Here is a 24,789-nt window from a genome sequence, read left to right on the forward strand (position 1 = left end):
GGGCGGCCCCCTCACCGGGGGGCCGCCCCATCGTCGTACGCGCGTGTGCCGCCGTTACAGGGCCTGGCCCGGCAGCTCCACCTTCGCGCCCAGCGCCACGAGCTTCTCCATGAAGTTCTCGTAGCCGCGGTTGATCAGGTCGATGCCGTGCACCCGGGACGTGCCCTGCGCGGCGAGGGCCGCGATGAGGTACGAGAACCCGCCGCGAAGGTCGGGGATGACCAGGTCGGCGCCCTGGAGCTTGGTCGGGCCGGAGACGACCGCGGAGTGCAGGAAGTTGCGTGCGCCGAAGCGGCAGGCCGAGCCGCCCAGGCACTCCCGGTACAGCTGGATGTGCGCGCCCATCTGGTTGAGCGCGGAGGTGAAGCCCAGCCGGGACTCGTAGACCGTCTCGTGGATGATGGACAGCCCCGTGGCCTGTGTCAGCGCCACGACCAGCGGCTGCTGCCAGTCGGTCTGGAAACCGGGGTGCACGTCCGTCTCCAGGGCGATCGACTTCAGCTGACCGCCGGGGTGCCAGAAACGGATGCCCTCGTCGTCGATCTTGAAGGCACCGCCCACCTTCCGGTAGGTGTTCAGGAACGTCATCATCGAGCGCTGCTGCGCGCCGTGGACGTAGATGTCGCCCTCGGTCGCCAGCGCCGCCGACGCCCAGGACGCCGCCTCCAGCCGGTCCGGCAGCGCCCGGTGGTCGTAGCCGCCGAGCTTGTCCACACCGGTGATGCGGATCGTGCGGTCGGTGTCCATCGCGATGATCGCGCCCATTTTCTGCAGGACGCAGATCAGGTCCTCGATCTCGGGCTCCACCGCCGCGTTGGACAGCTCCGTCACGCCCTCGGCGAGCACCGCGGTCAGCAGCACCTGCTCGGTCGCGCCGACCGACGGGTACGGCAGCCGGATCTTCGTGCCGCGCAGCCGCTGCGGGGCCTCCAGGTACTGGCCGTCCGCGCGCTTCTCGATGACCGCGCCGAACTGCCGCAGCACGTCGAAGTGGAAGTCGATGGGCCGGCCGCCGATGTCGCAGCCGCCCAGGCCCGGGATGAAGGCGTGCCCGAGGCGGTGCAGCAGCGGACCGCAGAACAGGATGGGGATACGGCTCGAGCCCGCGTGGGCATCGATGTCAGCGACGTTGGCGCTCTCCACCCGGGTCGGGTCGAGCACCAGCTCACCCGGCTCCTCACCCGGACGGACCGTCACCCCGTGCAACTGCAGCAGGCCGCGTACGACCCGTACGTCGCGGATGTCCGGAACATTGCGCAGTCGGCTCGGCTCACCGCCCAGCAGGGCGGCCACCATCGCCTTCGGCACGAGGTTCTTCGCGCCGCGGACACGGATCTCGCCCTCCAGCGGGGTTCCGCCGTGGACAAGCAGGACATCGTCGTTGACGGTCATGTATCTCGCGTTCCGATGAGTCGGGCAGGGGGAGAGAGACAGAGTAATCGCCACGGACCCCCCTGAAGTAAGCCCGCGGACCACCCGGGAACGTCATAGCTGTGTCACAACACGAACGGTTGAGCCCCGGGCACGTGCGGTCACCGCCGCCGGGTGTGCGCCCGGGGGAGCCTCCGTGAGCCGTGACCTGCCTTCACCCGCCTACCCCGATTGCCTCCCCACAGCCCGGGAAGATGCGGGATCATGTCTGGCATGACCGAGGTGTCCTCGCTCACAGGGCGGTTGCTCGTGGCCACCCCCGCCCTGGCGGACCCGAACTTCGACCGTGCGGTGGTGCTCCTCCTCGACCACGACGAGGAGGGCTCGCTCGGTGTCGTCCTCAACCGTCCCACGCCGGTGGACGTGGGCGACATCCTGGAGGGCTGGGCGGACCTGACCGGGGAGCCCGGCGTCGTCTTCCAGGGCGGACCGGTCTCGCTGGACTCGGCCCTCGGCGTCGCCGTCGTCCCGGGTGACCCGGAGGCGAACGGCACCCCGCTCGGCTGGCGGCGCGTCCACGGAGCGATCGGCCTGGTCGACCTGGAGGCCCCGCCCGAACTCCTCGCCTCGGCCCTGGGCTCCCTGCGGATCTTCGCCGGATACGCCGGCTGGGGCCCCGGCCAGCTGGAGGACGAACTGGTCGAGGGTGCCTGGTACGTCGTCGAGTCCGAGCCCGGCGACGTCTCCTCGCCGTCTCCCGAGAGACTCTGGCGCGAGGTCCTGCGCCGCCAGCGCAACGAACTGGCGATGGTGGCGACCTACCCGGACGACCCGACGCTCAACTGAACCATGTGACCTTCAGTACCCTTGCGTTTATGAGCACTCTCGAGCCCGAGCGCGGGACTGGTACGGGGACCCTCGTAGAGCCGACGCCGCAGACCTCCCACGGTGACGGTGACCACGAGCGCTTCGCCCACTACGTCCAGAAGGACAAGATCATGGCGAGCGCCCTCGACGGGACGCCCGTCGTGGCGCTGTGCGGCAAGGTCTGGGTGCCGGGCCGCGACCCGAAGAAGTACCCCGTGTGTCCGATGTGCAAGGAGATCTACGACTCCATGGGCGCCGGCGGCGACGAGGGCGGCAAGGGCGGCAAGGGCGGCGGCAAGCAGTAGTCCGTCGGTCCGCCGTCCGAAGCGGGCGAGGCCCCCGGCGCGCCACGGCGCGCCGCCGGGGCCTCCGTGCGTTCGGGGGCGTTGCGGCGGTCGGGGGAGTGGCGGATCGGGCGCGTGGCGTTCGGGGGCGTACCCGTCGGGCGGGTGGCGTCCGGGGTGTGGAAGTCGCCGGGTGGCACTCGGCGGGTGGCGGTCGGGCGAGTGGCGCTCGCCGGGTGGCACTGCGGCGAGCGGCGGTCGCGTGAGCAGCGGCCGGGGGAGTCGCTCTCCCGCGAGTGGCACTCCGCGCGTGGTGGTCCGGTGAGTGGTGCAGACCTCTTGTGGTCGTGACCGCGGGCTCCCTAGCCTTCCTTGCTGTGCCGTACCGAAGGCCGTCCGGTGAATGCCGGGCCGCTCTCTGTGAATCTTGTGCGCCGATTTCCCGCGGCGGCGGGCCGGGCCGAACGGTGGGGGAGCCGACATGACTGCTGCGGAACTGATCCCGGCACCCCGGGCCGTACGGGCGCTCGCCGCCGGTTTCACGCTCGACGAGCACACCCCGCTGGCGGCCGGACCCGGCACCGAGACCACCGCGCGCTGGCTGCGCGCCACGCTCGGGGCCGTGACCGGCTTCGCGCTGCCGCCCGGCGAGCGCCGGGACGGCGGCACGATCCGGCTGGCCGTCGAGGACACCGGAGCACTCGGCCCCGAGGGCTACCGGCTGACCGTGGACGACGCCGGCGTGACCCTCCACGGCGGCGGTCCGGCCGGGGTCTTCTGGGGCGCGCAGACGCTGCGCCAGCTGCTCGGGCCCGAGGCCTTCCGGCGCGCCCCGCTGACGCCCGGCCGGCGCTGGACCCTGCCCGGCACGGTCGTCGAGGACACGCCCCGTTTCGGCTGGCGCGGCCTCCTGCTGGACGTCGCCCGGCACTTCCTGCCCAAGGACGGCGTGCTGCGCCAGCTGGACGTGATGGCGGCGCACAAACTCAACGTCCTGCACCTCCATCTGACCGACGACCAGGGCTGGCGCATCGAGATCCGACGCCACCCGAAGCTGACGGAGACCGGCGCCTGGCGCGCCCGTACGAAGCTCGGTCACCGCGCCTCACCGCTGTGGGACGAGCGGCCCCACGGCGGCTACTACACCCAGGACGACATCCGCGAGATCGTCGCCTACGCCGCCGAGCGGCATATCACCGTCGTCCCGGAGATCGACGTGCCCGGCCACTCGCAGGCCGCCATCGCCGCGTACCCCGAACTCGGGAACACCGACGTCATCGACACCACCGCCCTCACCGTCTGGGACACCTGGGGGATCAATCCGAACGTACTCGCCCCCACTGACAACACCCTGCGCTTCTACGAAGGCGTGTTCGAGGAGGTGCTGGAGCTCTTCCCGTCCGTCTTCGTCCACGTGGGCGGCGACGAGTGCCCCAAGGAGCAGTGGCGGCGCTCGGCCACCGCCCGGGCCCGCATCAAGGAACTGGGGCTGGCCGGCGAGGACGAGCTCCAGGCGTGGTTCATCGCCCACTTCGACCGGTGGTTGGCCGCGCGCGGGCGGCGGCTCATCGGCTGGGACGAGATCCTCGAGGGCGGCCTCGCGCCGGGCGCGGCCGTGTCCTCCTGGCGCGGTTACGAGGGCGGGATCGCCGCCGCCCGCGCGGGCCACGACGTCGTCATGTGCCCGGAGCAGCACGTCTACCTGGATCACCGTCAGGCCGCGGGCGAGGACGAGCCGGTGCCCATCGGCTTCGTGCGCACCCTGGAGGACGTCTACCGGTTCGACCCCGTGCCGCCGCAGCTCACCGAGGACGAGGCCCGGCACGTCCTGGGCACGCAGGCCAACCTGTGGTCGGAGGTGACGGAGGACCAGCAGCGCGTGGACTACCAGCTGTTCCCGCGGCTCGCCGCGTTCGCCGAGGTGGCCTGGAGTGCGCTGCCGGCCCCGGCCGAGCGGGACTTCGCCGGCTTCGAGCGCCGGATGGCCGTCCACTACCGGCGACTTGACGCCCTCGGCGTGGCCTACCGCCCGCCCGCCGGCCCCCGGCCCTGGCAGCGGCGGCCGGGCGTCCTGGGCCGCCCGGTCGACGGCCCGCCGCCGAACCGGTAGGCGCCCCCCCCCGCGGGCGGGGCCACAGGGTGTGGCCGGTGGTCGTCCACAGGGTGCCGGTGGTCGTTTTCCACAGCCCCCGCGGGGGTCGAACCGGTAGTGGCACAATCGCATCAGGGTCACCGAAGAGTGCCAATCGGCACCCTTCGGCGAAGCCGTGCGAAACCGGACCAACCAGCCGGTGAGGTGGGCGAACACCTCCTACCGGACCCGCGTCCTCAGCTGCCCGGAAGATGTGCCAGAGTTGCCACGTCCGCCCTGTCAGCACGTACCGTACGGCGCAACAGGCGGGACCAGGTGGGGCAGCGGGAAGGGGCAGCCGGTTTTGACCACGCACGCACCGCAGGCGGCGCAGCCCGTCACGCTGCCCACGACACTGGACGAGGCCGTGGAGGCCCTGACCGCCATGCCGGCCGCCGTGCCGGTCGCGGGCGGCACCGATCTGATGACCGCCGTCAACTCCGGGCAGCTCAGGCCCGCCGGACTGGTCGGCCTCGGCCGGATCAGCGAGATCCGCGGCTGGCAGTACCTGGACGGACACGCCCTGCTCGGCGCCGGGCTCACCCACGCGCGCATGGGCCGCCCCGACTTCGCCGCCCTCATCCCGGCGCTCGCCGCCGCCGCCCGCGCCGCCGGCCCGCCGCACATCCGCAACGCAGGCACGCTCGGCGGCAACATCGCCTCCGCCGCCCCGACCGGTGACGCGCTGCCCGTGCTGGCCGCGCTGGAGGCGACCCTGATCATCGCCGGACCGGGCGGCGCCCGCCGGGAGGTCCCGGTCTCGCACCTGCTGGCCGGGATGGACATGCTGCGCGGCGGCGAACTCATCGGCTACGTGCGCGTGCCGCTGCTGCACGCCCCGCAGGTCTTCCTCAAAGCCACCGGCCGCACCGGCCCCGGACGGGCCCTCGCCTCCGTCGCGCTGGTCCTGGACCCCGCGCGCCGGGGCGTGCGCTGCGCGGTCGGCGCCATCGCACCGATGCCGCTGCGGCCCCTGGAGGCCGAGCACTGGGTCGCCCAGCTCATCGACTGGGACAACAACCGCGCGATCGTCCCCGAGGCCCTGCACGCCTTCGGCGAGTACGTCGCGGCGGCCTGCATCCCCGACCAGGCCCCGGCCGAGGACGGCTCCGTGCCGCAGCTGCCACCCGCCGTACTGCACCTGCGGCGCACCGTCGCCGCGCTGGCCCGACGAGCACTGGGGAGGGCGTTGTCGTGACCGACGACCAGCACGCTGAGGGCACCCCGCAGGGCGCCGGCCGCTGGGACCCGCTGCCCCAGGGCGACTACGACGACGGCGCGACCGCCTTCGTCAAGCTCCCCGAGGGCGGCATCGACGCGCTGCTCTCCGGTGACAGCCCGCTGGCCGCGCCCGGGCACGGCTATGTGCCGCCGCAGATAACGGTCGCCCCCGCCACCACCGCCGGCACCGACCCGGCCGCCACGGGCACGTGGAGCATGCCGGTGGACGGCGTGCAGTGGGGGTCGCCCCCGGCCGGTGACGTGTCGCAGACGGCCCCGGACGACCGGTTCGGCTACCAGCCCGGGGCGACCGGGCAGTGGAACTTCGCGGAGCACACGGACACGGACGCGTACGGCACCGGCGGCGCCCCGGCCTCCGCCGAGCCGGAGTCCGCGTCCGCGCCGGGTCACGACGTCACCGGTCAGTGGTCGATCCCGGTCGCCGGGGGCGATCTGCCGGACGAGTCCGGCGAGTACACGACGTCCTCGCTCGTCGAGCAGTGGGGCGGCACACCGCCGGCCACGCTGCCCGGAGGAGCGGCCGCACCCTGGGCGACCGGGGCGCAGGGCCACCCGTGGGACGCGCCGCAGCCCGAGGCGCCCGACGCGGAGGGGGAGCGGCACGCCGATCCGGCGCACGGCGGTGGGCACGCGTTTCCCGGACACTCCGGTGCGCACGTTGCCCCGTCGCACACCGGTCACTTCGCCGGACACGGGGACGAGTACGCCGCCGGCCCCGCGGACGCGCCGGTGACCGAGCCCTATCCGGCAGCCGCGCACACCGCCCCGGCTCCGGAGGCCCCCGCCGCGCCCGAGGAGCCCGGCACCGGGTCCCCCGCCGACGAGTCCGGGGCCGAGCCGTCCACGCCGTCCGCGGCCGCCGCCCAGGAGGCCGCAGGCGCCCAGGACGCCGCCGACACGCAGGACGCGGAAGACACGCAGGGGGCCCTCGACACGCAGGGCGTGCTCGACGCGCAGGGCGTCCTCGGCGCGCCGCCAGCCCCCGACGCGCAGCCGGATGGCGATGTGCAGCCAGAGGGCGGCGCGCAGGCGGACCCCGGCGCCGTGGACTCCGACGCCGACCCGGCCGCCGTATCCGCGCCGGAGCCGCCGGCCGACGAGGCACCCGCGGCGGAGTCGCCGGAGGCGGCCGCTGCGCGGGAGGGCGCCGAGGAGCCGTCCGCCGAGCCGTCCGGGGTGCCCGCGCACGAGGCGCCGGTCCCCGGCGAGTTCGCGCACGCCGACCGGCCGCCGCACGAAGCCCCACCGCCCCCGCACGACGAACACCCCCTCGCCTCCTACGTGCTGCGCGTCAACGGCGCCGACCGGCCCGTCGGCGACGCCTGGATCGGCGAGTCGCTGCTGTACGTGCTGCGCGAGCGGCTCGGGCTCGCCGGGGCCAAGGACGGCTGCTCGCAGGGCGAGTGCGGGGCGTGCAACGTACAGGTGGACGGCAGGCTCGTCGCCTCCTGCCTGGTGCCCGCCGTCACCGCCGCCGGCAGCGAGGTGCGCACCGTGGAGGGCCTCGCCGAGGAGGGGCAGCCCTCGGACGTGCAGCGGGCGCTCGCCCGGTGCGGCGCGGTCCAGTGCGGCTTCTGCGTGCCCGGCATGGCGATGACCCTGCACGACCTGCTGGAGGGCAACCCGGCGCCGACCGAGATGGAGGCCCGTCAGGCACTGTGCGGCAACCTGTGCCGCTGCTCCGGCTACCGGGGTGTCCTGCAGGCCGTCCAGGAGGTCGTCGCCGAGCGGGAGGCGCTGCGCACCGGCGACGGTGAGACGGACGGCGACGAGGCCCGTATCCCGCACCAGGCGGGCCCCGGCGCGGGCGGTGTGCACCCGAGCGCGTTCGAGGCCGGCGGCTCCTTCGAGGGCCCGGCCGGTTTCGAGGACCCCGCCGCCCCGCACGGGCACGACCAGCAGCCGTACGGACAGGGAGAGGACGGAGGCCAGGCGTGAGCAACGAAGCGGCCGCCGCGACCACGACCGCGGAGGCAGCACCCGCCCCCGAGCAGATCCCGCACGGCCTGGGCGCCTCCCTGCCGCCCGCCGACGCCCGCGCCAAGACCGAGGGGACCTTCCCCTACGCGGCCGACCTGTGGGCCGAGGGCCTGCTGTGGGCGGCCGTGCTGCGCTCACCGCACCCGCACGCGCGCATCGTGTCCATCGACACCACCCACGCGCGCGAGATGCCCGGCGTGCGGGCCGTCGTCACGCACGAGGACGTCCCCGGCAGCCCGGTGTACGGCCGGGGCGCCGCCGACCGCCCGGTGTTCGCCTCCGACGTCGTACGTCACCACGGCGAGCCCATCGCGGCCGTCGCCGCCGACCACCCGGACACCGCGCGGATGGCGGCCGCGGCCGTCATCGTCGAGTACGAGGTGCTCGACCCGGTCACCGACCCGGAGCACGCCTTCGAGGCCGAGCCGCTGCACCCGGACGGCAACCTGATCCGGCACATCCCGCTGCACCACGGCGACCCGGCCGCGGTCGGCGAGGTCGTCGTCGAGGGCCTGTACCGCATCGGCCGTCAGGACCCCGCCCCGATCGGCGCGGAGGCCGGTCTCGCGGTGCCCCGCCCCGACGGCGGCGTGGAGCTGTACACGGCCTCAACCGACCCGCACACCGACCGCGACGCCCTCGCCGCCTGCTTCGGGCTGGAGCCGGAGCGGGTGAAGATCGTCGTCACCGGCGTGCCCGGCGCGACCGCCGACCGCGAGGACCAGGGCTTCCAGCTCCCGCTCGGGCTGCTCGCACTGAGAACCGGCTGCCCGGTGAAGCTGACCGCGACCCGCGAGGAGTCCTTCCTCGGCCACGCCCACCGCCACCCCACCCTGCTGCGCTACCGCCACCACGCGGACGCCGAGGGCAGGCTCGTGAAGGTCGAGGCGCAGATCCTGCTGGACGCGGGCGCCTACGCCGACACGTCCTCGGAAGCGCTCGCCGCGGCGGTCGCCTTCGCGTGCGGCCCCTACGTCGTGCCGAACGCGTTCATCGAGGGCTGGGCGGTGCGCACCAACAACCCGCCGTCGGGCCATGTGCGCGGCGAGGGCGCCATGCAGGTCTGCGCCGCCTACGAGGCGCAGATGGACAAGCTGGCGAAGAAGCTGGGCGTGGATGCGGCGGAGCTGCGCCTGCGCAACGTCATGGCCACGGGCGACGTGCTGCCGACGGGCCAGACGGTGACCTGTCCCGCGCCCGTCGCCGAACTCCTCCAGGCGGTCCGGGACTTTCCGCTGCCGCCGCTGCCCAAGGACACCCCCGAGGAGGACTGGCTGCTGCCCGGCGGCCCCGAGGGCGCGGGCGAGCCGGGCGCGGTGCGGCGCGGCGTGGGGTACGGCCTGGGCGTGGTGCACATGCTCGGAGCGGAGGGCGCCGACGAGGTGTCCACGGCGACCGTGAAGGTGCACGACGGGGTCGCCACCGTGCTGTGCGCGGCGGTGGAGACCGGGCAGGGCTTCGCCACGCTGGCCCGGCAGATCGTGCAGGAGACCCTCGGCATCGACGAGGTGCACGTGGCGCCCGTCGACACCGACCAGCCCCCGGCGGGCCCGGGGTGCCGCGGCCGCCACACATGGGTGTCGGGGGGCGCGGTCGAGCGTGCCGCCAAGATGGTCCGTACGCAGCTGCTGCAGCCGCTGGCCCACAAGTTCGGCATGTCGACGGAGCTGCTCCAGATCACCGACGGCAAGATCACCTCGTACGACGGCGTGCTGTCGACGACCGTGACCGAGGCGATGGACGGCAAGGAGCTGTGGGCCACGGCCCAGTGCCGCCCGCACCCCACCGAGCCGCTGGACGAGTCCGGCCAGGGCGACGCCTTCGTCGGGCTCGCGTTCTGCGCGATCCGCGCGGTCGTGGACGTCGACATCGAGCTGGGTTCGGTACGGGTGGTGGAGCTGGCCGTCGCGCAGGACGTGGGCCGGGTCCTCAACCCCGCGCAGCTCGCGGCGCGGATCGAGGCGGGTGTCACGCAGGGCGTGGGCATCGCGCTGACGGAGAACCTGCGCACGCCGCGCGGTCTGGTCCGCCACCCCGACCTCACCGGGTACGCGCTGCCGACGGCCCTCGACGCGCCGGACATCAGGATCGTCAAGCTGGTCGAGGAGCGGGACGTGGTGGCGCCGTTCGGCGCGAAGGCGGTGAGCGCGGCGCCGGTGGTGGCCTCGCCGGCGGCGATCGCGTCGGCCGTGCGCGCCGCGACGGGCCGCCCGGTGAACCGGCTGCCGATCCGCCCGCAGGCGGCGGTGGTGAACCACTGACGGGGCCCGTTGTCAGTGGTGGGGCGTAGTGTTCTGAGTGCGGGACAGGGACAGGGAGTTCACCCGCACGGGGAAGCACACGGGGGAAGCATGAGCACGCACACCATCACCGCCAGGGGACCGGACACCGCGTCCGGGCTGGCCCTGGACCTGCCGCCCCGGCTGCTGGACGAGGAGTTCGGCGCCGGGCGGATCGTCCGCTTCGAGGAGATCGACTTCCCGCGCGTCCTCACGCACGAGCCGACCCGCCGTTTCCTGCGCGAGGCCGGCCTGCCGGAGGAGACGCCGTGGTTCCGGCTGGACATGGACGTCCCGCTGGCCACGCTGGAGGAGTACGCGGTGCACGAACTGCGGCTCGCCCCGGCCCCGCAGGAGGCTCTGCCGCCGGGAGCGGCCCGCCTGGTGCGCCTGGGCGAAGCCGTGGACGGCACCAGCCTGACCATCGACGGCGCCACGGGCACGGTCCTGTCCTGGCCCGGCCCCGGCACCACGGCACAACCCCTGAACGCCGACATCTCCAGCCTGGCCTTCCTCCTCTGGCTGGCCCACCGCCGCGAAACAGACACCCTCACCCACGCCGACACACCGGCGGCCCTGGGCATCTAGGGCCCCGCGTGACGGCACGCGAAAGGGCGGCGCCCTGGGAAGGCACCGCCCTTGCGTTCGCCTGGTCGGTCAGGCGCCGGAGGCCGTGGCGGGAATCGAACCCGCGTAACCCGCTTTGCAGGCGAGTCCCTGAACCACTCGGGCACACGGCCGGGTCGGGGTGGAGGCCCGTGGACTCCGTTCCGATCTCGGTGCTTTGACCGTACGGCGGGGCGGGAGGGGGCTCAAGGGAAACCCGGGTCGCGCAACGCGACTGCCATACGCCGTTCATGAAGGGGGGTCGGGACAGGGGCGCAACTCCGTTACGGGCCTTACCCTGGCGACCATGAGCGCCCTCGAACCGCGCGACGACGCTGTCGCCCACGACCAGGCCGCCGACCAGGCGCACGCGGGGACGCCCGCCGGCCGCGAGACCGTGCTGAGCCGGTCCTACCGGGCCCTGAGCATCGGGATCGTCTCCGTCATCGTGCTGATCGCCTTCGAGGCGACCGCCGTCGGCACGGCGATGCCGGTCGCGGCGCGCGAGCTGGACGGGCTGTCGCTGTACGCGTTCGCGTTCTCCGGGTACTTCACGACGAGCCTGTTCGGCATGGTGCTCGCCGGGCAGTGGTCCGACCGGCGCGGCCCGCTCACCGCGCTCACCTGCGGGATCGCCGCGTTCGGCGCGGGGCTGCTGCTGTCGGGGACGGCGGGCGCGATGTGGCTGTTCATCGCCGGGCGGGCCGTGCAGGGGTTCGGCGGCGGGCTGGTGATCGTCGCGCTGTACGTGGTCGTGGGCCGGGCCTATCCGGAACCGCTGAGGCCGGCGATCATGGCGGCGTTCGCGGCGGGCTGGGTCGTGCCGTCCGTCGTCGGCCCGCTGGCCGCCGGTGCGGTGACCGAACACCTCGGCTGGCGCTGGGTGTTCACCGGTATCCCGGTGCTCGTCGTCGTCCCGCTGGCCCTCGCGCTGCCGCAGATACGGCGGCGGGCGTCGGGGCCCGTGGACCACGGCGGCGAGGCGGCGGAGGGAACGACCTCCTTCGACCGCCGGCGCCTGCGGCTCGCGCTCGGCATCTCCGTCGGCGCCGGGCTGCTCCAGTACGCCGCACAGGACCTGCGCCCGCTGTCGCTGCTGCCCGGCGTCGCCGGGGCCGTACTGCTCGTGCCGGCGGTGCTGGGGCTGCTGCCGCGCGGCACGTACCGGGCCGCGCGCGGGCTGCCCTCGGTCGTGCTGCTGCGCGGGCTGGCGGCCGGGTCCTTCATCGCCGCGGAGTCCTTCGTGCCGCTGATGCTGGTCACGCAGCGCGGCCTCGCGCCGACGCTCGCCGGGCTGTCGCTCGCGGCGGGCGGCGCGACCTGGGCGCTGGGCTCGTGGGTGCAGGCCCGGCCGCGGGTGGAGCCCTACCGGGAGCGGTTGATGACCCTCGGCATGGTGCTGGTCGCCTCGGCGATCGCCGCCGCGCCGAGCGTGCTGATCGACGGGGTGCCGGTGTGGACGGTCGCCGTCGCCTGGGGGTTCGGCTGCTTCGGGATGGGCCTGGTGATCTCCTCCACCAGCGTCCTGCTGCTCCAGCTCTCCGCGCCCGAGGAGGCCGGCGCCAACTCCGCGGCGCTGCAGATCTCCGACGGCCTCTCCAACGCCCTGCTCCTCGCCGCCGGCGGTGCGGCCTTCGCCTCTCTGGGCGGCGGCACGGTGAGCCACACGGACACCCCGAGCGGGGGTGCGCATCCGGCCGCCTTCGCCGCCGTGTTCCTGCCGATGGCATGCGTGGCACTGCTGGGCACCTGGGTGACCACCCGGTTGCGCGAACACCGAGCACGGTGAACCGCCGCGGGTCGCTCAGCGCGGCGAACCCGCCGCAGGACCGGTCGCGGAAGCCGTGGCCCGCGCACGCAGGTCGAGCGCGGCAGACCCGTCGCAGGGCCCGGCGGAGCCGTGGTCTCCGCGCCCGCGGGCCGAGCGACGTAAACCCGTCGCTGGGCCGTAGTCTCCGCGCATGCAAGAGCTGACCGCTTCCCTCGACGCCCGTCTCGGACGGCCGCCGCCACCTTCCTGGCCGTGAACGGCGTGGATCTCGTCGGTTGCGATCAGGGCGTGGCGTATGACCTGGTCATCGATGTGGCCTTCGGTGAGGTGAGCGATGTGGGGATGATCGCGGGGCGGCTGAGGACGTTGTGACGTGAGTCCCACCCGCGGGCGAGGCGGGCTTGTCCGCGCGTGGTGCGGGCCGCGGCGCCGGTAGGGTGGCCCGGTTGTCATACGTAGCCGAGCCGCCACGACCTTGATCCCGGAGACCGTGACTACCACCGCCAGCTCCCCCTCGTCACACTCGCACCATCTGTCGCCCGCCTTCCCCGGCCGCGCCCCCTGGGGCACCGCCAGCAAGCTGCGTGCCTGGCAGCAGGGGGCGATGGAGAAGTACATCCAGGAGCAGCCGCGTGACTTCCTGGCGGTCGCGACCCCCGGCGCAGGCAAGACGACCTTCGCCCTGACGCTGGCGTCCTGGCTGCTGCACCACCACGTCGTGCAGCAGGTGACCGTGGTCGCGCCGACCGAGCACCTGAAGAAGCAGTGGGCCGAGGCCGCCGCCCGGATAGGGATCAAGCTCGACCCCGAGTACAGCGCGGGGCCGCTGGGCCGCGAGTACGACGGCGTCGCCGTGACCTACGCCGGTGTCGGCGTGCGGCCCATGCTGCACCGCAACCGCTCCGAGCAGCGCAAGACCCTCGTCATCCTCGACGAGATCCACCACGCCGGCGACTCCAAGTCCTGGGGTGAGGCCTGTCTGGAGGCGTTCGAGCCGGCGACGCGGCGCCTGGCGCTGACCGGTACGCCGTTCCGCTCCGACACCAACCCCATCCCCTTCGTGACCTACGAGGAGGGGGCGGACGGCATTCGCCGCTCGGCCGCCGACTACACCTACGGCTACGGCTCCGCCCTGTCCGACGGCGTCGTCCGGCCGGTCATCTTCCTCTCCTACAGCGGCAACATGCGCTGGCGCACCAAGGCCGGTGACGAGATCGAGGCCCGCCTCGGCGAGCCGATGACCAAGGACGCCATCAGCCAGGCCTGGCGCACCGCGCTGGACCCGCGCGGCGAGTGGATGCCGTCCGTGCTGCGCGCCGCCGACCAGCGGCTCACCGAGGTCCGCAAGGCCATCCCGGACGCCGGCGCCCTGGTCATCGCCTCCGACCAGGACTCCGCCCGCGCCTACGCCAAGCTGATCCGGGAGATCACCGGCCACAAGGCGACCCTGGTGCTGTCCGACGACACCGGCGCCTCGCAGCGGATCGACGACTTCAGCGCGAGCGACGACCGGTGGATGGTCGCCGTTCGCATGGTGTCGGAGGGCGTCGACGTGCCGCGCCTCGCGGTCGGCGTGTACGCCACGACGATCTCCACGCCGCTGTTCTTCGCGCAGGCCGTCGGCCGTTTCGTGCGTTCCAGGCGGCGCGGCGAGACCGCGTCGGTGTTCCTGCCGACCGTGCCCGACCTGCTCTCCTTCGCCAACGAGATGGAGCGCGAGCGCGACCACGTCCTCGACAAGCCGAAGAAGGACGGCGAGGAGGACCCCTACGCCGAGGAGGACAAGCTCCTCGCGGAGGCGGAGCGGCAGCAGGACGAGGACACCGGCGACCAGGACATGCTGCCCTTCGAGGCGCTGGAGTCCGACGCCGTCTTCGACCGGGTGATGTACAACGGCGCCGAATTCGGCATGCAGGCCCACCCCGGCAGCGAGGAGGAGCAGGACTACCTCGGCATCCCCGGCCTGCTGGAGCCCGACCAGGTGCAGCTGCTGCTGCAGAAGCGGCAGGCCAAGCAGATCGCGCACAGCAAGAAGAAGCCGGCCGAGGAGGCCGACCTGCTGGAGATGCCCGCCGAGCGGCGGCCGGTGGTCACGCACAAGGAGCTGATGGAGCTGCGCCGCCAGCTCAACACCATGGTCGGCGCCTACGTCCACCAGAGCGGCAAGCCGCACGGCGTCATCCACACCGAGCTGCGCCGGGTGTGCGGCGGCCCGCCGAGCGCGGAGGCCACGGCCGGGCAGCTGCGGCAGCGGATCGCCAAGGTCCAGGAGTGGGCGACCCGCATGAAGTGACGCGGGGGCGCGGACCGCGCGAGGGAAGGTCCGGCGACCCGTATGAAGTGACGCCGGCCCCGCGCCTGGAACGGCGCCCGGGCGACGTCCCGCAGGGGTGTGTGAGCACGGCCGTGCGCTGTACGTATCCGGACAAACACAGATGGTTCGTCTCGGCCATTGCCCGGATTCTGGACGGAGCCTTCCGCTGAGCGAACCGGCTTCGCTACTGTCCCGCTACGCACACGCCCCGTGGCAGAGCCGCCGCGGAGCGCAGCCGTGAAGCGACTGGGTCCGGAACGACCCGGACCGTCACCGATCGGCGGCCTTCGTTGCGCGTCACCGACGGGACTCGGTGGCGCATCCGTCCCTGTGGAGGCCCGCCGACCTCACCACTTGGAGGAGTGGGCGTCGTGACCGCGGAGACCTCTCAGACGCTCGACCGAGGACTACGGGTCCTCAAGCTGCTGGCCGACACGGACCATGGGCTGACCGTCACCGAGCTTTCCCACAAACTGGGGGTGAACCGGACCGTGGTGTACCGGTTGCTCGCCACGCTGGAGCAGCACGCTCTCGTACGGCGTGATCTGGGCGGCAGGGCCCGGGTCGGGCTGGGCGTGCTGCGCCTGGGCCGCCAGGTGCACCCGCTGGTACGGGAGGCAGCGCTGCCGGCGCTGCGGTCCCTGGCGGAGGACATAGGCGCGACCGCGCACCTCACGCTCGTGGACGGGACCGAGGCGCTGGCCGTCGCGGTCGTCGAGCCGTCGTGGACGGACTACCACGTGGCCTACCGTGCCGGTTTCCGGCACCCGCTGGACCGGGGCGCCGCCGGCCGGGCGATCCTCGCGGCCCGGGCCAACCCGCTGGGCGACCCCGGCTACACGCTGACGCACGGCGAGCTGGAAGCCGGCGCCAGCGGGGCCGCGGCACCGCTGCTGGGGCTGACGGGTGTCGAGGGCAGCGTCGGCGTGGTGATGCTCGCCGACGCCGTACCGGAACGGGTCGGCCCCCGCGTCGTCGACGCCGCCCGCGAGGTGGCGGAGGCCCTGCGCTGAGCGCTTGGGCCAAGCGCTTTGGCCCAACCGACAAACACCCGCGCCCCGCTTAGGCCGTTCCCATCACCCTGTGACGTTCCCTCCTCCGCATCATCAAGGGCCAGACAAGCCCGTGCGGTGAAGGGAGCGGCAGCGTGGACACAGTCGGCACGCAGGCGCCAGCAGGACAGCAGACAGGGCGGACAGGGCCCGTCGGCCGGTTGACCCGGCGGCAGGCGGTCGGCTCCCTCGTCGGGGACGCCGGGCGCAGCCCACTGCACCGGACCATGGGGGTCGCCCAGCTGACCTTGCTCAGCGTGGGCGCCACCCTGGGCACCGGGATCTTCGTCGTGCTCGGGCAGGCCGTGCCGGAAGCCGGCCCCGCGATCGTCGTGTCGTTCGTGCTGGCCGGCGTCACCGCGCTGTTCTCGGCGCTGTCGTACGCCGAGCTGGCCGGGATGATCCCGGGCTCCGGGTCGTCGTACAGCTATGCCTACGCCACCCTCGGCGAGCTGGTCGCCTGGGTGTGCGGCTGGTGTCTGATCCTGGAGTACGGCGTGTCCGTCGCGGCCGTCGCCGTCGGCTGGGGACAGTACGTCAACGAGCTGCTGCGGCTCACGCTCGGCGTGACCCTGCCGGCCTCGCTCAGCGCCCCGCCGGGCGCGGGAGGCACCCTCAACGTCCCCGCCGCCCTGATCGTCGTCCTCGCCATGGTCGTCCTGCTGCGCGGCGCCCGCGAGAGCGCCGTCGCCAACACGGTCATGGTCGCCGTGAAGATCGCCGCGCTGGTGCTGTTCTGCGCGGTCGCCTTCACCGCGTTCCGGGCCGGGAACTTCCAGCCGCTGTTCCCGCTGGGCGCCGCCGGCATGAGCGCCGGAGCGGCCTCGCTGTTCTTCTCCTACATCGGCTTCGACGCCGCCTCCACGGCAGGTGAGGAGGCCCGCAACCCCCAGCGCGACCTGCCCCGCGCGATCATCCTGTCCCTCGTCCTCGTCACCGCCCTGTACGTCCTCGTCGCGGTCGCCGCGCTCGGCGCGATGCCGTGGACGAAGTTCGCCGGCACCGAGGCCACGCTCAGCGAGGTGCTCGTGCAGGCGGTCGGCGGCGGCGACCTGTGGCCGGTGCTGCTGTCCGTCGGCGCCGTCGTCGCGACCACCAGCGTGGTGCTCACCGTGCAGTACGGGCAGATCCGCATCCTCTTCGCGATGGCCCGTGACGGGCTGGTGCCGCCGCTGTTCGCCCGCGTGCACCCGCGCACCGGTGTGCCCCGCGCCAACACCGTGATCGTCTCCTCGTTCATCGCGGTGCTGGCCGCGCTCGTGCCGCTCGGCAGCCTCGCCGACGCCACCAGCATCGGCACGCTCTTCGCGTTCATGCTGGTCAATCTGGCCGTCGTCCTGCTGCGCCGCCGCAACCCGGACGCGCCGCGCTCCTTCCGCGTCCCGTTCTCCCCCGTCACCCCGCTCCTCGGCGTCCTGTTCTGCGGCTACATGCTCTTCAGCCTCGGCGCCGGCACCTGGATCGCGTTCGGCGCGTGGATGGCGGTCGGTCTCGTCGTCTACGGCCTCTACGGCATCCGCCACTCCAAGCTGAACTCCGCCCGGGAGCAGGTGTGACCGCCCTGGACCTGTCCGCCGACGTCGTGGACCTCACCCGCGCCCTGGTCGACCTCCCCTCCGTCAGCGGGCAGGAGGCTCCGATCGCCGACGCCGTCGAGACCGCCCTGCGGGAACTGCCGCACCTGACCGTCGAGCGGATCGGCAACTCCGTCGTCGCCCGCACCCGCCTCGGCCGCTCCCGGCGGGTCCTGGTCGCGGGCCACCTGGACACCGTCCCGGAGGCCGGGAACCTGCCCTCCCGGCTCGCCGACGGCCGCGTCCACGGGCTGGGCGCCTGCGACATGAAGGGCGGCGTGGCGGTGGCCCTGCGCCTCGCGGCCGACGTCCCGGCCCCCTCCCGGGACATCAGTTACGTCTTCTACGAGTGCGAGGAGGTCGAGGGCGACCGCAACGGCCTGCACCGCATCGCCGCCTCGCACCCCGCACTCCTCGAAGCGGACCTCGCGATCCTCATGGAGCCCTCCGACGCCGGTGTCGAGGCCGGCTGCCAGGGCATCCTCACCGCCGACATCGTCGTGAAGGGTTCCCGCGCGCACACCGCCCGCGCCTGGCAGGGCGTCAACGCCGCCCACAAGGCCGCGGCCGTCCTGAGCCGCCTGGACGAGCACACGGCCGAGCGGGTCGTCGTGGACGGGCTGGAGTACCGGGAGGGGCTCAGCGCCGTCGCCGTACGGGCCGGGGTGGCGGGGAACGTCGTACCGGACGAGTGTGTCGTCACCGTCAACCTGCGTTTCGCGCCGACCCGTACACCTCAAGAGGCCGAGCATTACGTCCGCGCGCTCTTCCCGGAGTACGAGGTGCGGGTCACCGAGGTCGTCGCCGGTGCCCTGCCGCACCTGGACCGGGTCGGCGACCTCGTCGCGGCGCTCGGCGCGCGGCCGCGGCCCAAGCTGGGCTGGACCGACGTGGCCCGGTTCGCCGCGCTCGGCGTGCCCGCGCTGAACTACGGCCCCGGCGACCCGTCGCTCGCCCACACCCCCGGCGAGTATGTGCCCGTGGAGCATCTGCGCGGCTGCGAGGAGCGGCTCAGGCGGTGGCTGCGGTGAGCCCGGCGAGGGTACGCAACTGCAGCCACAGCACGAGCCGTTCGTCCGGGTCGCCGAGGTCGACGCCGACCTGCTGCTGGAGCTGCCTGAGCCGGTAGCGGCAGGTGTTGGGGTGCACGCCGAGCAGTTTCGCCGCGCCCGCCATGTCGCACCCGGCGTCGAAGAAGCACACCAGGGTGCGGGCGTACTCCGTGCCGTGCCGCTCGTCGTGGTCCAGCACCCGCCGCCATGCGCCCGCGCTCAACTCTCGCCGCTCGCCGAGCAGTTCGGTCAGCCGCAGCAGGACGACGCGCGGGCGCACCGTGTCCACGGACGCCACCGGCAGCTCCGGTCCGAGCAGCCGCAGCACCAGGTCGGCGTCGGCGCGCGAGTCCGCCGCCCGCCCGGGCTCCGGCACCACCTCGCCGAGAGCCGCCCGCACCGGCACCCGCAGCGCCTGTCCGGCCCGCGCCACGATGTCCTCGGCCAGCTTCAGATGCCGCTCCCCGGGCCCCGGCAGCAGCGCGTACACCACCCCGTCGAGGAGCACGCACGCGTGCCGCCCGTACCGCGCCTCGCACTGCAGGCGTACGACGTCCAGCAGCCGCAGCGCGGTCTGTTCGGCGTCGGGCAGGCCGGAGGCGCCGCCGAGGACGAACGCCGCGACCCGCACCGGGCCGCCCACGCCCAGCCGCCCGGCGGCCGTGTCGTCGGCGCTGCCGTCGAGGAGGCGGCGCAGCAGGTCGCCGCCCTGGTGCCGGGCGAGTTCCTGGGCGGCGCGGGACCGCAGCAGGAGCAGCGCCGCCGTGGACGCGCCCTGCGCGAGGGTCTGTTCGGCGTCGGGCGCGAGCCGGCCGTCGTCCACCACCCAGATCGAGCCGAGCGTCTCGCCGCCCGCCCGCACCGCGACCGCCAGCCGGGGCAGGTCCCCGGTGCGCAGCGCGGGCAGCCGCACCGGGCCGCCGGCCGCGAACAGGATCCGGTACTGCTCGGTGTTCTCCGTACTGACCGGCACCTGGAGGCCGAGGATGCCCTGGCGGCGGTCCTCGTCCACCGCCTGGCCCGGCACGGTCGAGTACGCCAGGATGCGCTGGCGCGGGTCCTCCACGGCCGTCGCCCCGCCGACCGCCGCGGCGATCGCGTCGGCCAGCGCGAACAGGTCCGCGAGACCGCCCGCGGCCGGGGCGGGCCCGGTGCCCGTCGCCGAGGCCAGCAGCAGGTGCACCTGGTGCCAGGCCGCGTCCTCGTCGACCGACAGCAGCGCCACCCCGTGCGCCTCGGCCACGTCCGTCGGCCCGCCCTCGCCGCGCACCACCACACCCGTCATCCCGGCCCGCGCCGCCTCCTCGACCAGGGGCCCGGCCTCCTGCGGCAGCACCCCGACCGCCAGCAGCAGCGCGCCCGGTGCGCGGGGCAGCGGGGTGTGGGCGTCGTACAGCAGGACGTCGGTGACGGGGACGGCGAGGCCGGCGGCCGCGGTGCGCAGCCGGACGGTGGGCCCGCCGACCACGTCCAGCAGGGCGCCGAGAGTGCGGGCGTCCATCGGGCTCCTTCGCGCATGGTTGGCCGATCTCGCAAGGAACCTACGCCGCTGTTGTCCGCTCGCACAACACATGGGCCCGCACCGGCTTCGAGACTCGAGCCATGACAGACACCGTGACGACCGGAGTCACCATCCGCACCGTCCACGACGTCGCCTCCCTCGCGGCCGTGGCCGACTTCTTCAGCGACGTGTGGCGCACCCCGCGCGTCGCGCCGCCCTACCCGGCCGAGGTGCTGCACAGCCTGGTGCACGCCGGGGGAGCGGTGCACGCGGCGCACGCCGGACCGCGGCTCGCCGGGGCGGCCGTCGCGGTGCGCGGCGCGGACGGCGACACGTACTCGCTGGTCGCCGCCGCCGACCGCGGCCTCGGGCACGCCGTGAAGCAGGCCCAGCGCGGATGGGCCGTCGGCATCGGCGCCCGCACCATGCGCTGGACCTTCGACCCGCTGGTCGGCCGCAACGCCCGCTTCAACCTGGTCAAGCTGGGCGCGGCCGGCACGGAGTACCTGGTCGACTTCTACGGCCGCATGACCGACGGCGTGAACGACGGCGACGAGAGCGACCGGCTGACGGTGACGTGGGACCTGACGGGCCCCTCACGGCCGTACGACCTCGACCGCGACCCGGCTCCGCACGGGCCGGTCGCCGCCACCGCCCCCGACGGCGGACCGCTCACCCGCCGCTCCCTCACCGACCGGCATCTGTGGTGCCGCGTCCCCGACGACATCGTCGCCCTGCGCGCCGCCGACCCGGTGCTCGCCCTGCGCTGGCGGTACGCGGTGCGCGAGGTGTTCACGCATGCCTTCGCCGACGGCTTCCGCGCGACCGGGATGTCCCGCGACGGCTGGTACACACTGACCCGCTGCGCTGGGGAGGCCGGCGCATGAGGCTGGAGCGCGCCGAGATCGTGCACGTGGCGATCCCTCTCGTCACCCCCTTCCGCACCTCCTTCGGCACGATGACGACGAAGGACACCTTCCTGCTGCACGTCGTCACGGACACGGCCGAGGGCTGGTCGGAGTTCGCCGCCGACCCCGAACCGCTGTACTGCTCGGAGTTCGTCGCGGGCGCCGAGCTCGTCCTGCGGGACTTCCTGCTGCCCCGCGCGGCGGCCCTGCCCCGGCTGACGGCCGCCGCCCTCGCCCCCGCCTGCGCGCAGATCAAGGGCCACGAGCTGGCGAAGGCCGCACTGGAGACGGCGGTCCTCGACGCCGAGCTGCGCTCCTACGGCATGCCGCTCGCGACGTATCTCGGCGCGGTGCGCGAGCGCGTGCCCGCGGGTGTCTCGGTCGGCATCCGGGAGTCCGTCGGTGAGCTGCTGGACGACGTCGAGCGCTATCTCGCCGAGGGGTACGTCCGGATCAAGCTGAAGATCGAGCCGGGCTGGGACGTCGAGCCGGTGCGGGCGGTGCGGGAACGGTTCGGGGAGGGCCTGCCCCTTCAGGTCGACGCCAACACGGCGTACACCCTCGCCGACGCGGAGCACCTGCGGCGCCTGGACGATTTCTCCCTGCTGCTGATCGAGGAGCCGCTGGAGGAGAACAACCTGCACGCCCACGCGCGGCTCCAGCAGCGGCTGCGCACGCCCGTCTGCCTCGACGAGTCCCTGCACAACGCCCGCGACACCGCCTCCGCGATCGCGATGGACGCCTGCCGGGTCGTCAACGTCAAACCGGCCCGGGTCGGCGGCTATCTGGAGGCCCGCCGGGTGCACGACGTGGCGCACGCGCACGGGGTGCCGGTGTGGTGCGGCGGCATGCTGGAGACCGGCATCGGCCGCGCCCCGAACCTGGCGCTGGCCGCGCTGCCCGGCTGCACCCTGCCCGGCGACACCTCCGCCTCCAGCCGCTACTTCGCCGAGGACATCACCGAGCCGTTCGTACTGAAGGACGGCCATCTGCCCGTACCGACCGCCCCGGGCATCGGTGTGGAACCCCTGCCCGAGGCACTGCGCCGCTTCACCCGCGACCGCCGGGACATCTACACCCACCGCCCGGTGCGGAGCGGACCGACCGCCTGACGGCGAGCGGGGGAGGGGGCGGGGGTCTGCCCGACGGCGACGGGCGGAGGGGTCGTGAGGCTGACGGCGACGGGGCCGGCGCCGGGTGGGGCCTGACGGCGGCGGGCGGGCGTGGGCCTGACGGCGGCGCCCCGGTTCAGGCAGGCGACGGCCCGAGTCGGGGAGCGGCCCCCGTCGCCCGGAGCTGGAGGCGGGGGCGGTATGACGCGACCGGCGCTGGAAGCGGAGGTGGCCTGTCGTGACCGGCGCCGGACGTGGGGTGGGGGCGCGTTAGATTGGCTTCGTGCTCTCTCGTCTCACACGCCTCCAGGCCCTCGCCGTCTGCGCGCTGCCCGTCGTGGCCCTGCTCGCCACGGCGGCGTTCGCGCCGCTGCCGTTCTCGGTGGCGCAGCCGGGTACGACGGCGAACGTGCTGGGCGACGACAAGGGCACACCGGTCATCACGATCACCGGGGCGCCCACCCGCCGCACCAGCGGCCAGCTGCGGATGACGACCATCGAGGCGACCGGCCCCGACGCCCGTGTCTCGCTCGGCGATGTCATCGACGGCTGGTTCGCCACCGACCGGGCGATCATGCCGCGCGACGCGGTCTATCCGAGCGGGCAGAGCGTCAAGGAGATCGAGCGGCACAACCTCGCGCAGATGGACCAGTCCCAGGACGCGGCGGCCAAGGCCGCGCTGGGCTACCTCCACCTCAGCGAACAGAAGGTCAAGGTCGATCTGAAGCTGGCGGACATCGGCGGCCCCAGCGCCGGGCTGTTCTTCGCCCTCGGTGTCGTCGACAAGCTCGACGGCGACGGCAGCGGTGGCGACCTCACCGGCGGCCGGACCATCGCCGGCACGGGCACCATCGACGCCGACGGCACGGTCGGCCCCGTGGGCGGAGTGGGCCTGAAGACGCAGGCCGCCCGCCGGGACGGGGCGACCGTCTTCCTCGTACCGAAGGCGGAGTGCTCCGACGCCAAGGGCGAGCTGCCCAAGGGCCTGCGCCTGATCCCGGTCACGACGCTGGAGAACGCGGTGGACGCGCTGGTCGCCCTGGAGAAGGGCCACGGCACGGTCCCGAGCTGCTAGGCCGGACCCGGGGTCGCGAGTCGCAGGCCCACCTCCACGAGGGTCCAGCCGAGACGGCTGCGCAGTTCCCGCCGGGGGTGCGCGGGGGGCTCGGGCGGGCTGTGGTGGTGCGTCTGCCGGTGCGAGGTCTCGGTGCGCTGGCGGTGCAGGACGAGGTGCGTGTGCGGGTCGAGCATCGAAGAGCCTCTCTCAGTCCGTGGTGAACGGGAAGACGTGCGTGTGGACGCGGACGTGCTCGGCGCCGGGGGACTCCTCCTGGAACCGGTACTCCTCGATCAACGTGTGCATCTTCTCGATGAGTTCGGCCGCCCGGGCGGGGTCAAGCCGCAGCGTGAAGTCGCTCAGGTCGGTGGCGTGGGACCAGACCGGCAGCCAGTCCTCGCGGGTGGCGACCCAGGTGGACACCTCCCGGGCGTGCACGCCGCCGATCTCGTGCAGATAGGTGTCCACCGCTCCCCGGGTGTCCGGGTCGGCCGACTGCAGCAGGGTCTCGTCGAAGCTGATCCCCTGGTCGACGGCGCGCCACCAGCGTTCCCGCCCCTTGCCGTGTTCCGGGGCGTCCTCCACGAAGCCGTGCGCGGCGAGCTGCCGCAGGTGGTAGCTGGTGGCCCCGCTGGACTCGCCGAGGCGCTCGGCCGGCCGGGAGGCGGTGGCCGGGCCGTGCACGCGCAGCGCACGGAGCAACACACCGCCTGCTTGGCCGCCCCGCCTGCTTGGCCGGCCCGCCTACTTGACCAGCCCCTGCTGCTTCATCCAGTCCAGCGCCACCTGGTGCGGGTCCTCCCCGTCCACGTCCACCTTCGCGTTCAGCTCCTGGGCCACCTTGTTGGTCAGCCGGGCCGTCAGCGGGGCCAGGACCTGGGCGATCGCCGGCCACTTCCGGAAGGTGGCGGTGTTGATCTCGGGGGCGGCGTTGTAGTTGGGGAAGAACTTCTTGTCGTCGTCCATCACCACCAGGTTCATCGAACGGATCCGTCCGTCCGTGGTGAAGACCTCGCCGTAGGTGCAACTGCCCTTCGCCGTCTGGGTGTAGATGATCCCGGTGTCCATCTGCGTGACGTTCTTCGCCGGGATGTCCATGCCGTACTTCTTCTCCATGCCCGGCAGCCCGTCCGCCCGGTTGGCGAACTCGCCCTCCACGCACAGCGTCACCGCGCCCGGGTCCTTCTTCGCCAGCGCCGCCACGTCCGACAGCGTCCTCGTGCCGTACTTCCTGTACGCGTCCTGGTTCATCGCCAGCGCGTAGGTGTTGTTCAGCCTGGACGGCGGCAGCCAGGTCAGGCCCTCCTTCACATCGGCGTCCTTCACCGCCTGCCACTGCTGCCGCGGGTCGGGGATCGGTGTGCTGTGCCCCTGGTAGGTGATCCACGCGGTGCCCGTGTACTCGTACATGGCGTCCGCGTCGCCCTTCTTCACCGCCTCCCGGCCGCCAATGGAACCCTGGATGCCGGTGCGGTCCACGACGTGCGCGCCGGCCGCCTGGAAGGCGATGCCCATCATCGCGCCGTGGATCAGGCTCTCCGTGAACGACTTCGACGTGACCGTCAGATCCGCGCCCTTGAGCGGCTCGCCCTTGCCGATCAGCCCGGGCTTGACGTCGTCGGACATGGGGGAGCCGCTGGTCAGCCCGCAACCGGCGGCCGTCAGCAGCACACAGCCCAGCAGGACGC

20 protein-coding genes and 1 tRNA gene are annotated in these 24,789 nt (G+C 73.6%); 15 read left to right on the forward strand and 6 right to left on the reverse strand.

Annotated elements, in window-relative coordinates; all coding sequences use genetic code 11:
• Positions 1 to 54: 54 nt before the first annotated feature.
• Entirely contained in the window at positions 55 to 1,392 is a 1,338-nt protein-coding gene (gene murA / locus ACZ64A_RS25170) for a UDP-N-acetylglucosamine 1-carboxyvinyltransferase (RefSeq protein ID WP_469813315.1), read from the reverse strand.
• Positions 1,393 to 1,644: 252 nt separating this feature from the next.
• Between murA and ACZ64A_RS25175 the strand changes: the two genes are divergently transcribed.
• The 7 genes from ACZ64A_RS25175 (at position 1,645) to ACZ64A_RS25205 (ending at position 10,742) form a co-directional block, all read left to right on the forward strand.
• A complete protein-coding gene (locus ACZ64A_RS25175) occupies positions 1,645 to 2,217 on the forward strand; it encodes a YqgE/AlgH family protein (RefSeq protein WP_361622439.1) in 573 nt (190 codons plus the stop codon).
• A 29-nt stretch (positions 2,218 to 2,246) separates the two neighbouring features.
• Positions 2,247 to 2,543: a DUF3039 domain-containing protein gene (locus tag ACZ64A_RS25180; protein ID WP_469813317.1), complete on the forward strand. Its 297-nt coding sequence runs from the start codon at positions 2,247 to 2,249 to the stop codon at positions 2,541 to 2,543.
• A 460-nt stretch (positions 2,544 to 3,003) separates the two neighbouring features.
• Complete coding sequence (locus ACZ64A_RS25185) at positions 3,004 to 4,632, forward strand: beta-N-acetylhexosaminidase (RefSeq protein WP_469813319.1); 1,629 nt, start codon at positions 3,004 to 3,006, stop codon at positions 4,630 to 4,632.
• Positions 4,633 to 4,957: 325 nt separating this feature from the next.
• Positions 4,958 to 5,851, forward strand: a complete 894-nt coding sequence (locus ACZ64A_RS25190; RefSeq protein ID WP_469813320.1) for an FAD binding domain-containing protein — start codon at positions 4,958 to 4,960, stop codon at positions 5,849 to 5,851.
• Positions 5,848 to 7,833: a (2Fe-2S)-binding protein gene (locus tag ACZ64A_RS25195; RefSeq protein ID WP_469813321.1), complete on the forward strand. Its 1,986-nt coding sequence runs from the start codon at positions 5,848 to 5,850 to the stop codon at positions 7,831 to 7,833. The genes ACZ64A_RS25190 and ACZ64A_RS25195 overlap by 4 nt, the downstream gene beginning before the upstream one ends.
• Positions 7,830 to 10,136, forward strand: coding sequence for a xanthine dehydrogenase family protein molybdopterin-binding subunit (locus ACZ64A_RS25200; RefSeq protein WP_469813322.1), 2,307 nt, complete (start codon positions 7,830 to 7,832; stop codon positions 10,134 to 10,136). Before ACZ64A_RS25195 ends, ACZ64A_RS25200 begins: the two co-directional genes overlap by 4 nt.
• A gap of 90 nt (positions 10,137 to 10,226) precedes the next feature.
• Complete coding sequence (locus tag ACZ64A_RS25205) at positions 10,227 to 10,742, forward strand: SUKH-4 family immunity protein (RefSeq protein WP_469813324.1); 516 nt, start codon at positions 10,227 to 10,229, stop codon at positions 10,740 to 10,742.
• Positions 10,743 to 10,822: 80 nt separating this feature from the next.
• Here the strand turns inward: ACZ64A_RS25205 and ACZ64A_RS25210 are convergent.
• A tRNA-Cys gene (locus ACZ64A_RS25210) sits at positions 10,823 to 10,894 on the reverse strand.
• 173 nt (positions 10,895 to 11,067) lie between these two features.
• Between ACZ64A_RS25210 and ACZ64A_RS25215 the strand changes: the two genes are divergently transcribed.
• From ACZ64A_RS25215 to dapE, 5 genes are all read left to right on the forward strand, one after another.
• Positions 11,068 to 12,549, forward strand: a complete 1,482-nt coding sequence (locus tag ACZ64A_RS25215; RefSeq protein ID WP_469813325.1) for an MFS transporter — start codon at positions 11,068 to 11,070, stop codon at positions 12,547 to 12,549.
• Between the two features lie 472 nt (positions 12,550 to 13,021).
• Positions 13,022 to 14,824, forward strand: coding sequence for a DEAD/DEAH box helicase (locus ACZ64A_RS25220; RefSeq protein ID WP_469813326.1), 1,803 nt, complete (start codon positions 13,022 to 13,024; stop codon positions 14,822 to 14,824).
• A 392-nt stretch (positions 14,825 to 15,216) separates the two neighbouring features.
• Positions 15,217 to 15,858 (forward strand): IclR family transcriptional regulator, encoded by a 642-nt coding sequence (locus tag ACZ64A_RS25225; protein WP_361622472.1) that lies wholly within the window; start codon positions 15,217 to 15,219, stop codon positions 15,856 to 15,858.
• 134 nt (positions 15,859 to 15,992) lie between these two features.
• Positions 15,993 to 17,453 (forward strand): amino acid permease, encoded by a 1,461-nt coding sequence (locus ACZ64A_RS25230; protein WP_469813327.1) that lies wholly within the window; start codon positions 15,993 to 15,995, stop codon positions 17,451 to 17,453.
• On the forward strand, positions 17,450 to 18,502 hold the full coding sequence (dapE, locus tag ACZ64A_RS25235) for a succinyl-diaminopimelate desuccinylase (protein ID WP_469813328.1): 1,053 nt from the start codon (positions 17,450 to 17,452) through the stop codon (positions 18,500 to 18,502). The genes ACZ64A_RS25230 and dapE overlap by 4 nt, the downstream gene beginning before the upstream one ends.
• Here dapE and ACZ64A_RS25240 read toward each other — a convergent pair.
• A complete protein-coding gene (locus ACZ64A_RS25240) occupies positions 18,483 to 20,024 on the reverse strand; it encodes a PucR family transcriptional regulator (protein WP_469813329.1) in 1,542 nt (513 codons plus the stop codon). The genes dapE and ACZ64A_RS25240 overlap by 20 nt on opposite strands.
• A gap of 101 nt (positions 20,025 to 20,125) precedes the next feature.
• Here ACZ64A_RS25240 and ACZ64A_RS25245 point away from each other — a divergent pair, with 101 nt between their 5' ends.
• From ACZ64A_RS25245 to ACZ64A_RS25255, 3 genes are all read left to right on the forward strand, one after another.
• Positions 20,126 to 20,911 (forward strand): chorismate synthase, encoded by a 786-nt coding sequence (locus ACZ64A_RS25245; RefSeq protein WP_469813330.1) that lies wholly within the window; start codon positions 20,126 to 20,128, stop codon positions 20,909 to 20,911.
• Positions 20,908 to 22,044 (forward strand): o-succinylbenzoate synthase, encoded by a 1,137-nt coding sequence (gene menC / locus ACZ64A_RS25250; RefSeq protein WP_469813331.1) that lies wholly within the window; start codon positions 20,908 to 20,910, stop codon positions 22,042 to 22,044. The genes ACZ64A_RS25245 and menC overlap by 4 nt, the downstream gene beginning before the upstream one ends.
• Positions 22,045 to 22,327: 283 nt before the next feature.
• Positions 22,328 to 23,119 carry a S16 family serine protease gene (locus tag ACZ64A_RS25255; protein WP_469813333.1) on the forward strand — a complete coding sequence of 264 codons (792 nt, stop codon included), beginning with the start codon at positions 22,328 to 22,330 and terminating at the stop codon, positions 23,117 to 23,119.
• Here the strand turns inward: ACZ64A_RS25255 and ACZ64A_RS25260 are convergent.
• The 3 genes from ACZ64A_RS25260 to ACZ64A_RS25270 are packed head-to-tail and all read right to left on the reverse strand — an operon-like array spanning position 23,116 to position 24,727.
• Entirely contained in the window at positions 23,116 to 23,295 is a 180-nt protein-coding gene (locus ACZ64A_RS25260; protein WP_469813334.1) for a hypothetical protein, read from the reverse strand. The two genes, ACZ64A_RS25255 and ACZ64A_RS25260, sit on opposite strands and share 4 nt — an antisense overlap.
• Before the next feature lie 13 nt (positions 23,296 to 23,308).
• Positions 23,309 to 23,806: a helix-turn-helix domain-containing protein gene (locus ACZ64A_RS25265; protein ID WP_469813335.1), complete on the reverse strand. Its 498-nt coding sequence runs from the start codon at positions 23,804 to 23,806 to the stop codon at positions 23,309 to 23,311.
• Positions 23,807 to 23,845: 39 nt separating this feature from the next.
• Positions 23,846 to 24,727 carry a glycine betaine ABC transporter substrate-binding protein gene (locus ACZ64A_RS25270; protein ID WP_469813747.1) on the reverse strand — a complete coding sequence of 294 codons (882 nt, stop codon included), beginning with the start codon at positions 24,725 to 24,727 and terminating at the stop codon, positions 23,846 to 23,848.
• Between the last annotated feature and the right edge of the window lie 62 nt (positions 24,728 to 24,789).

The organism is Streptomyces sp. NPDC104814 (assembly GCF_055583185.1).

Coding starts and splice junctions, on each gene's coding strand:
- ACZ64A_RS25270 (WP_469813747.1), bottom strand. CDS start 24,727: ATGTCCGACGACGTCAAGCCCGGGCTGATCGGCAAGGGCGAGCCGCTC.
- ACZ64A_RS25260 (WP_469813334.1), bottom strand. CDS start 23,295: ATGCTCGACCCGCACACGCACCTCGTCCTGCACCGCCAGCGCACCGAG.
- menC (WP_469813331.1), top strand. CDS start 20,908: ATGAGGCTGGAGCGCGCCGAGATCGTGCACGTGGCGATCCCTCTCGTC.
- ACZ64A_RS25215 (WP_469813325.1), top strand. CDS start 11,068: ATGAGCGCCCTCGAACCGCGCGACGACGCTGTCGCCCACGACCAGGCC.
- ACZ64A_RS25245 (WP_469813330.1), top strand. CDS start 20,126: ATGACAGACACCGTGACGACCGGAGTCACCATCCGCACCGTCCACGAC.
- murA (WP_469813315.1), bottom strand. CDS start 1,392: ATGACCGTCAACGACGATGTCCTGCTTGTCCACGGCGGAACCCCGCTG.
- ACZ64A_RS25240 (WP_469813329.1), bottom strand. CDS start 20,024: ATGGACGCCCGCACTCTCGGCGCCCTGCTGGACGTGGTCGGCGGGCCC.
- ACZ64A_RS25185 (WP_469813319.1), top strand. CDS start 3,004: ATGACTGCTGCGGAACTGATCCCGGCACCCCGGGCCGTACGGGCGCTC.
- ACZ64A_RS25175 (WP_361622439.1), top strand. CDS start 1,645: ATGACCGAGGTGTCCTCGCTCACAGGGCGGTTGCTCGTGGCCACCCCC.
- ACZ64A_RS25205 (WP_469813324.1), top strand. CDS start 10,227: ATGAGCACGCACACCATCACCGCCAGGGGACCGGACACCGCGTCCGGG.
- ACZ64A_RS25180 (WP_469813317.1), top strand. CDS start 2,247: ATGAGCACTCTCGAGCCCGAGCGCGGGACTGGTACGGGGACCCTCGTA.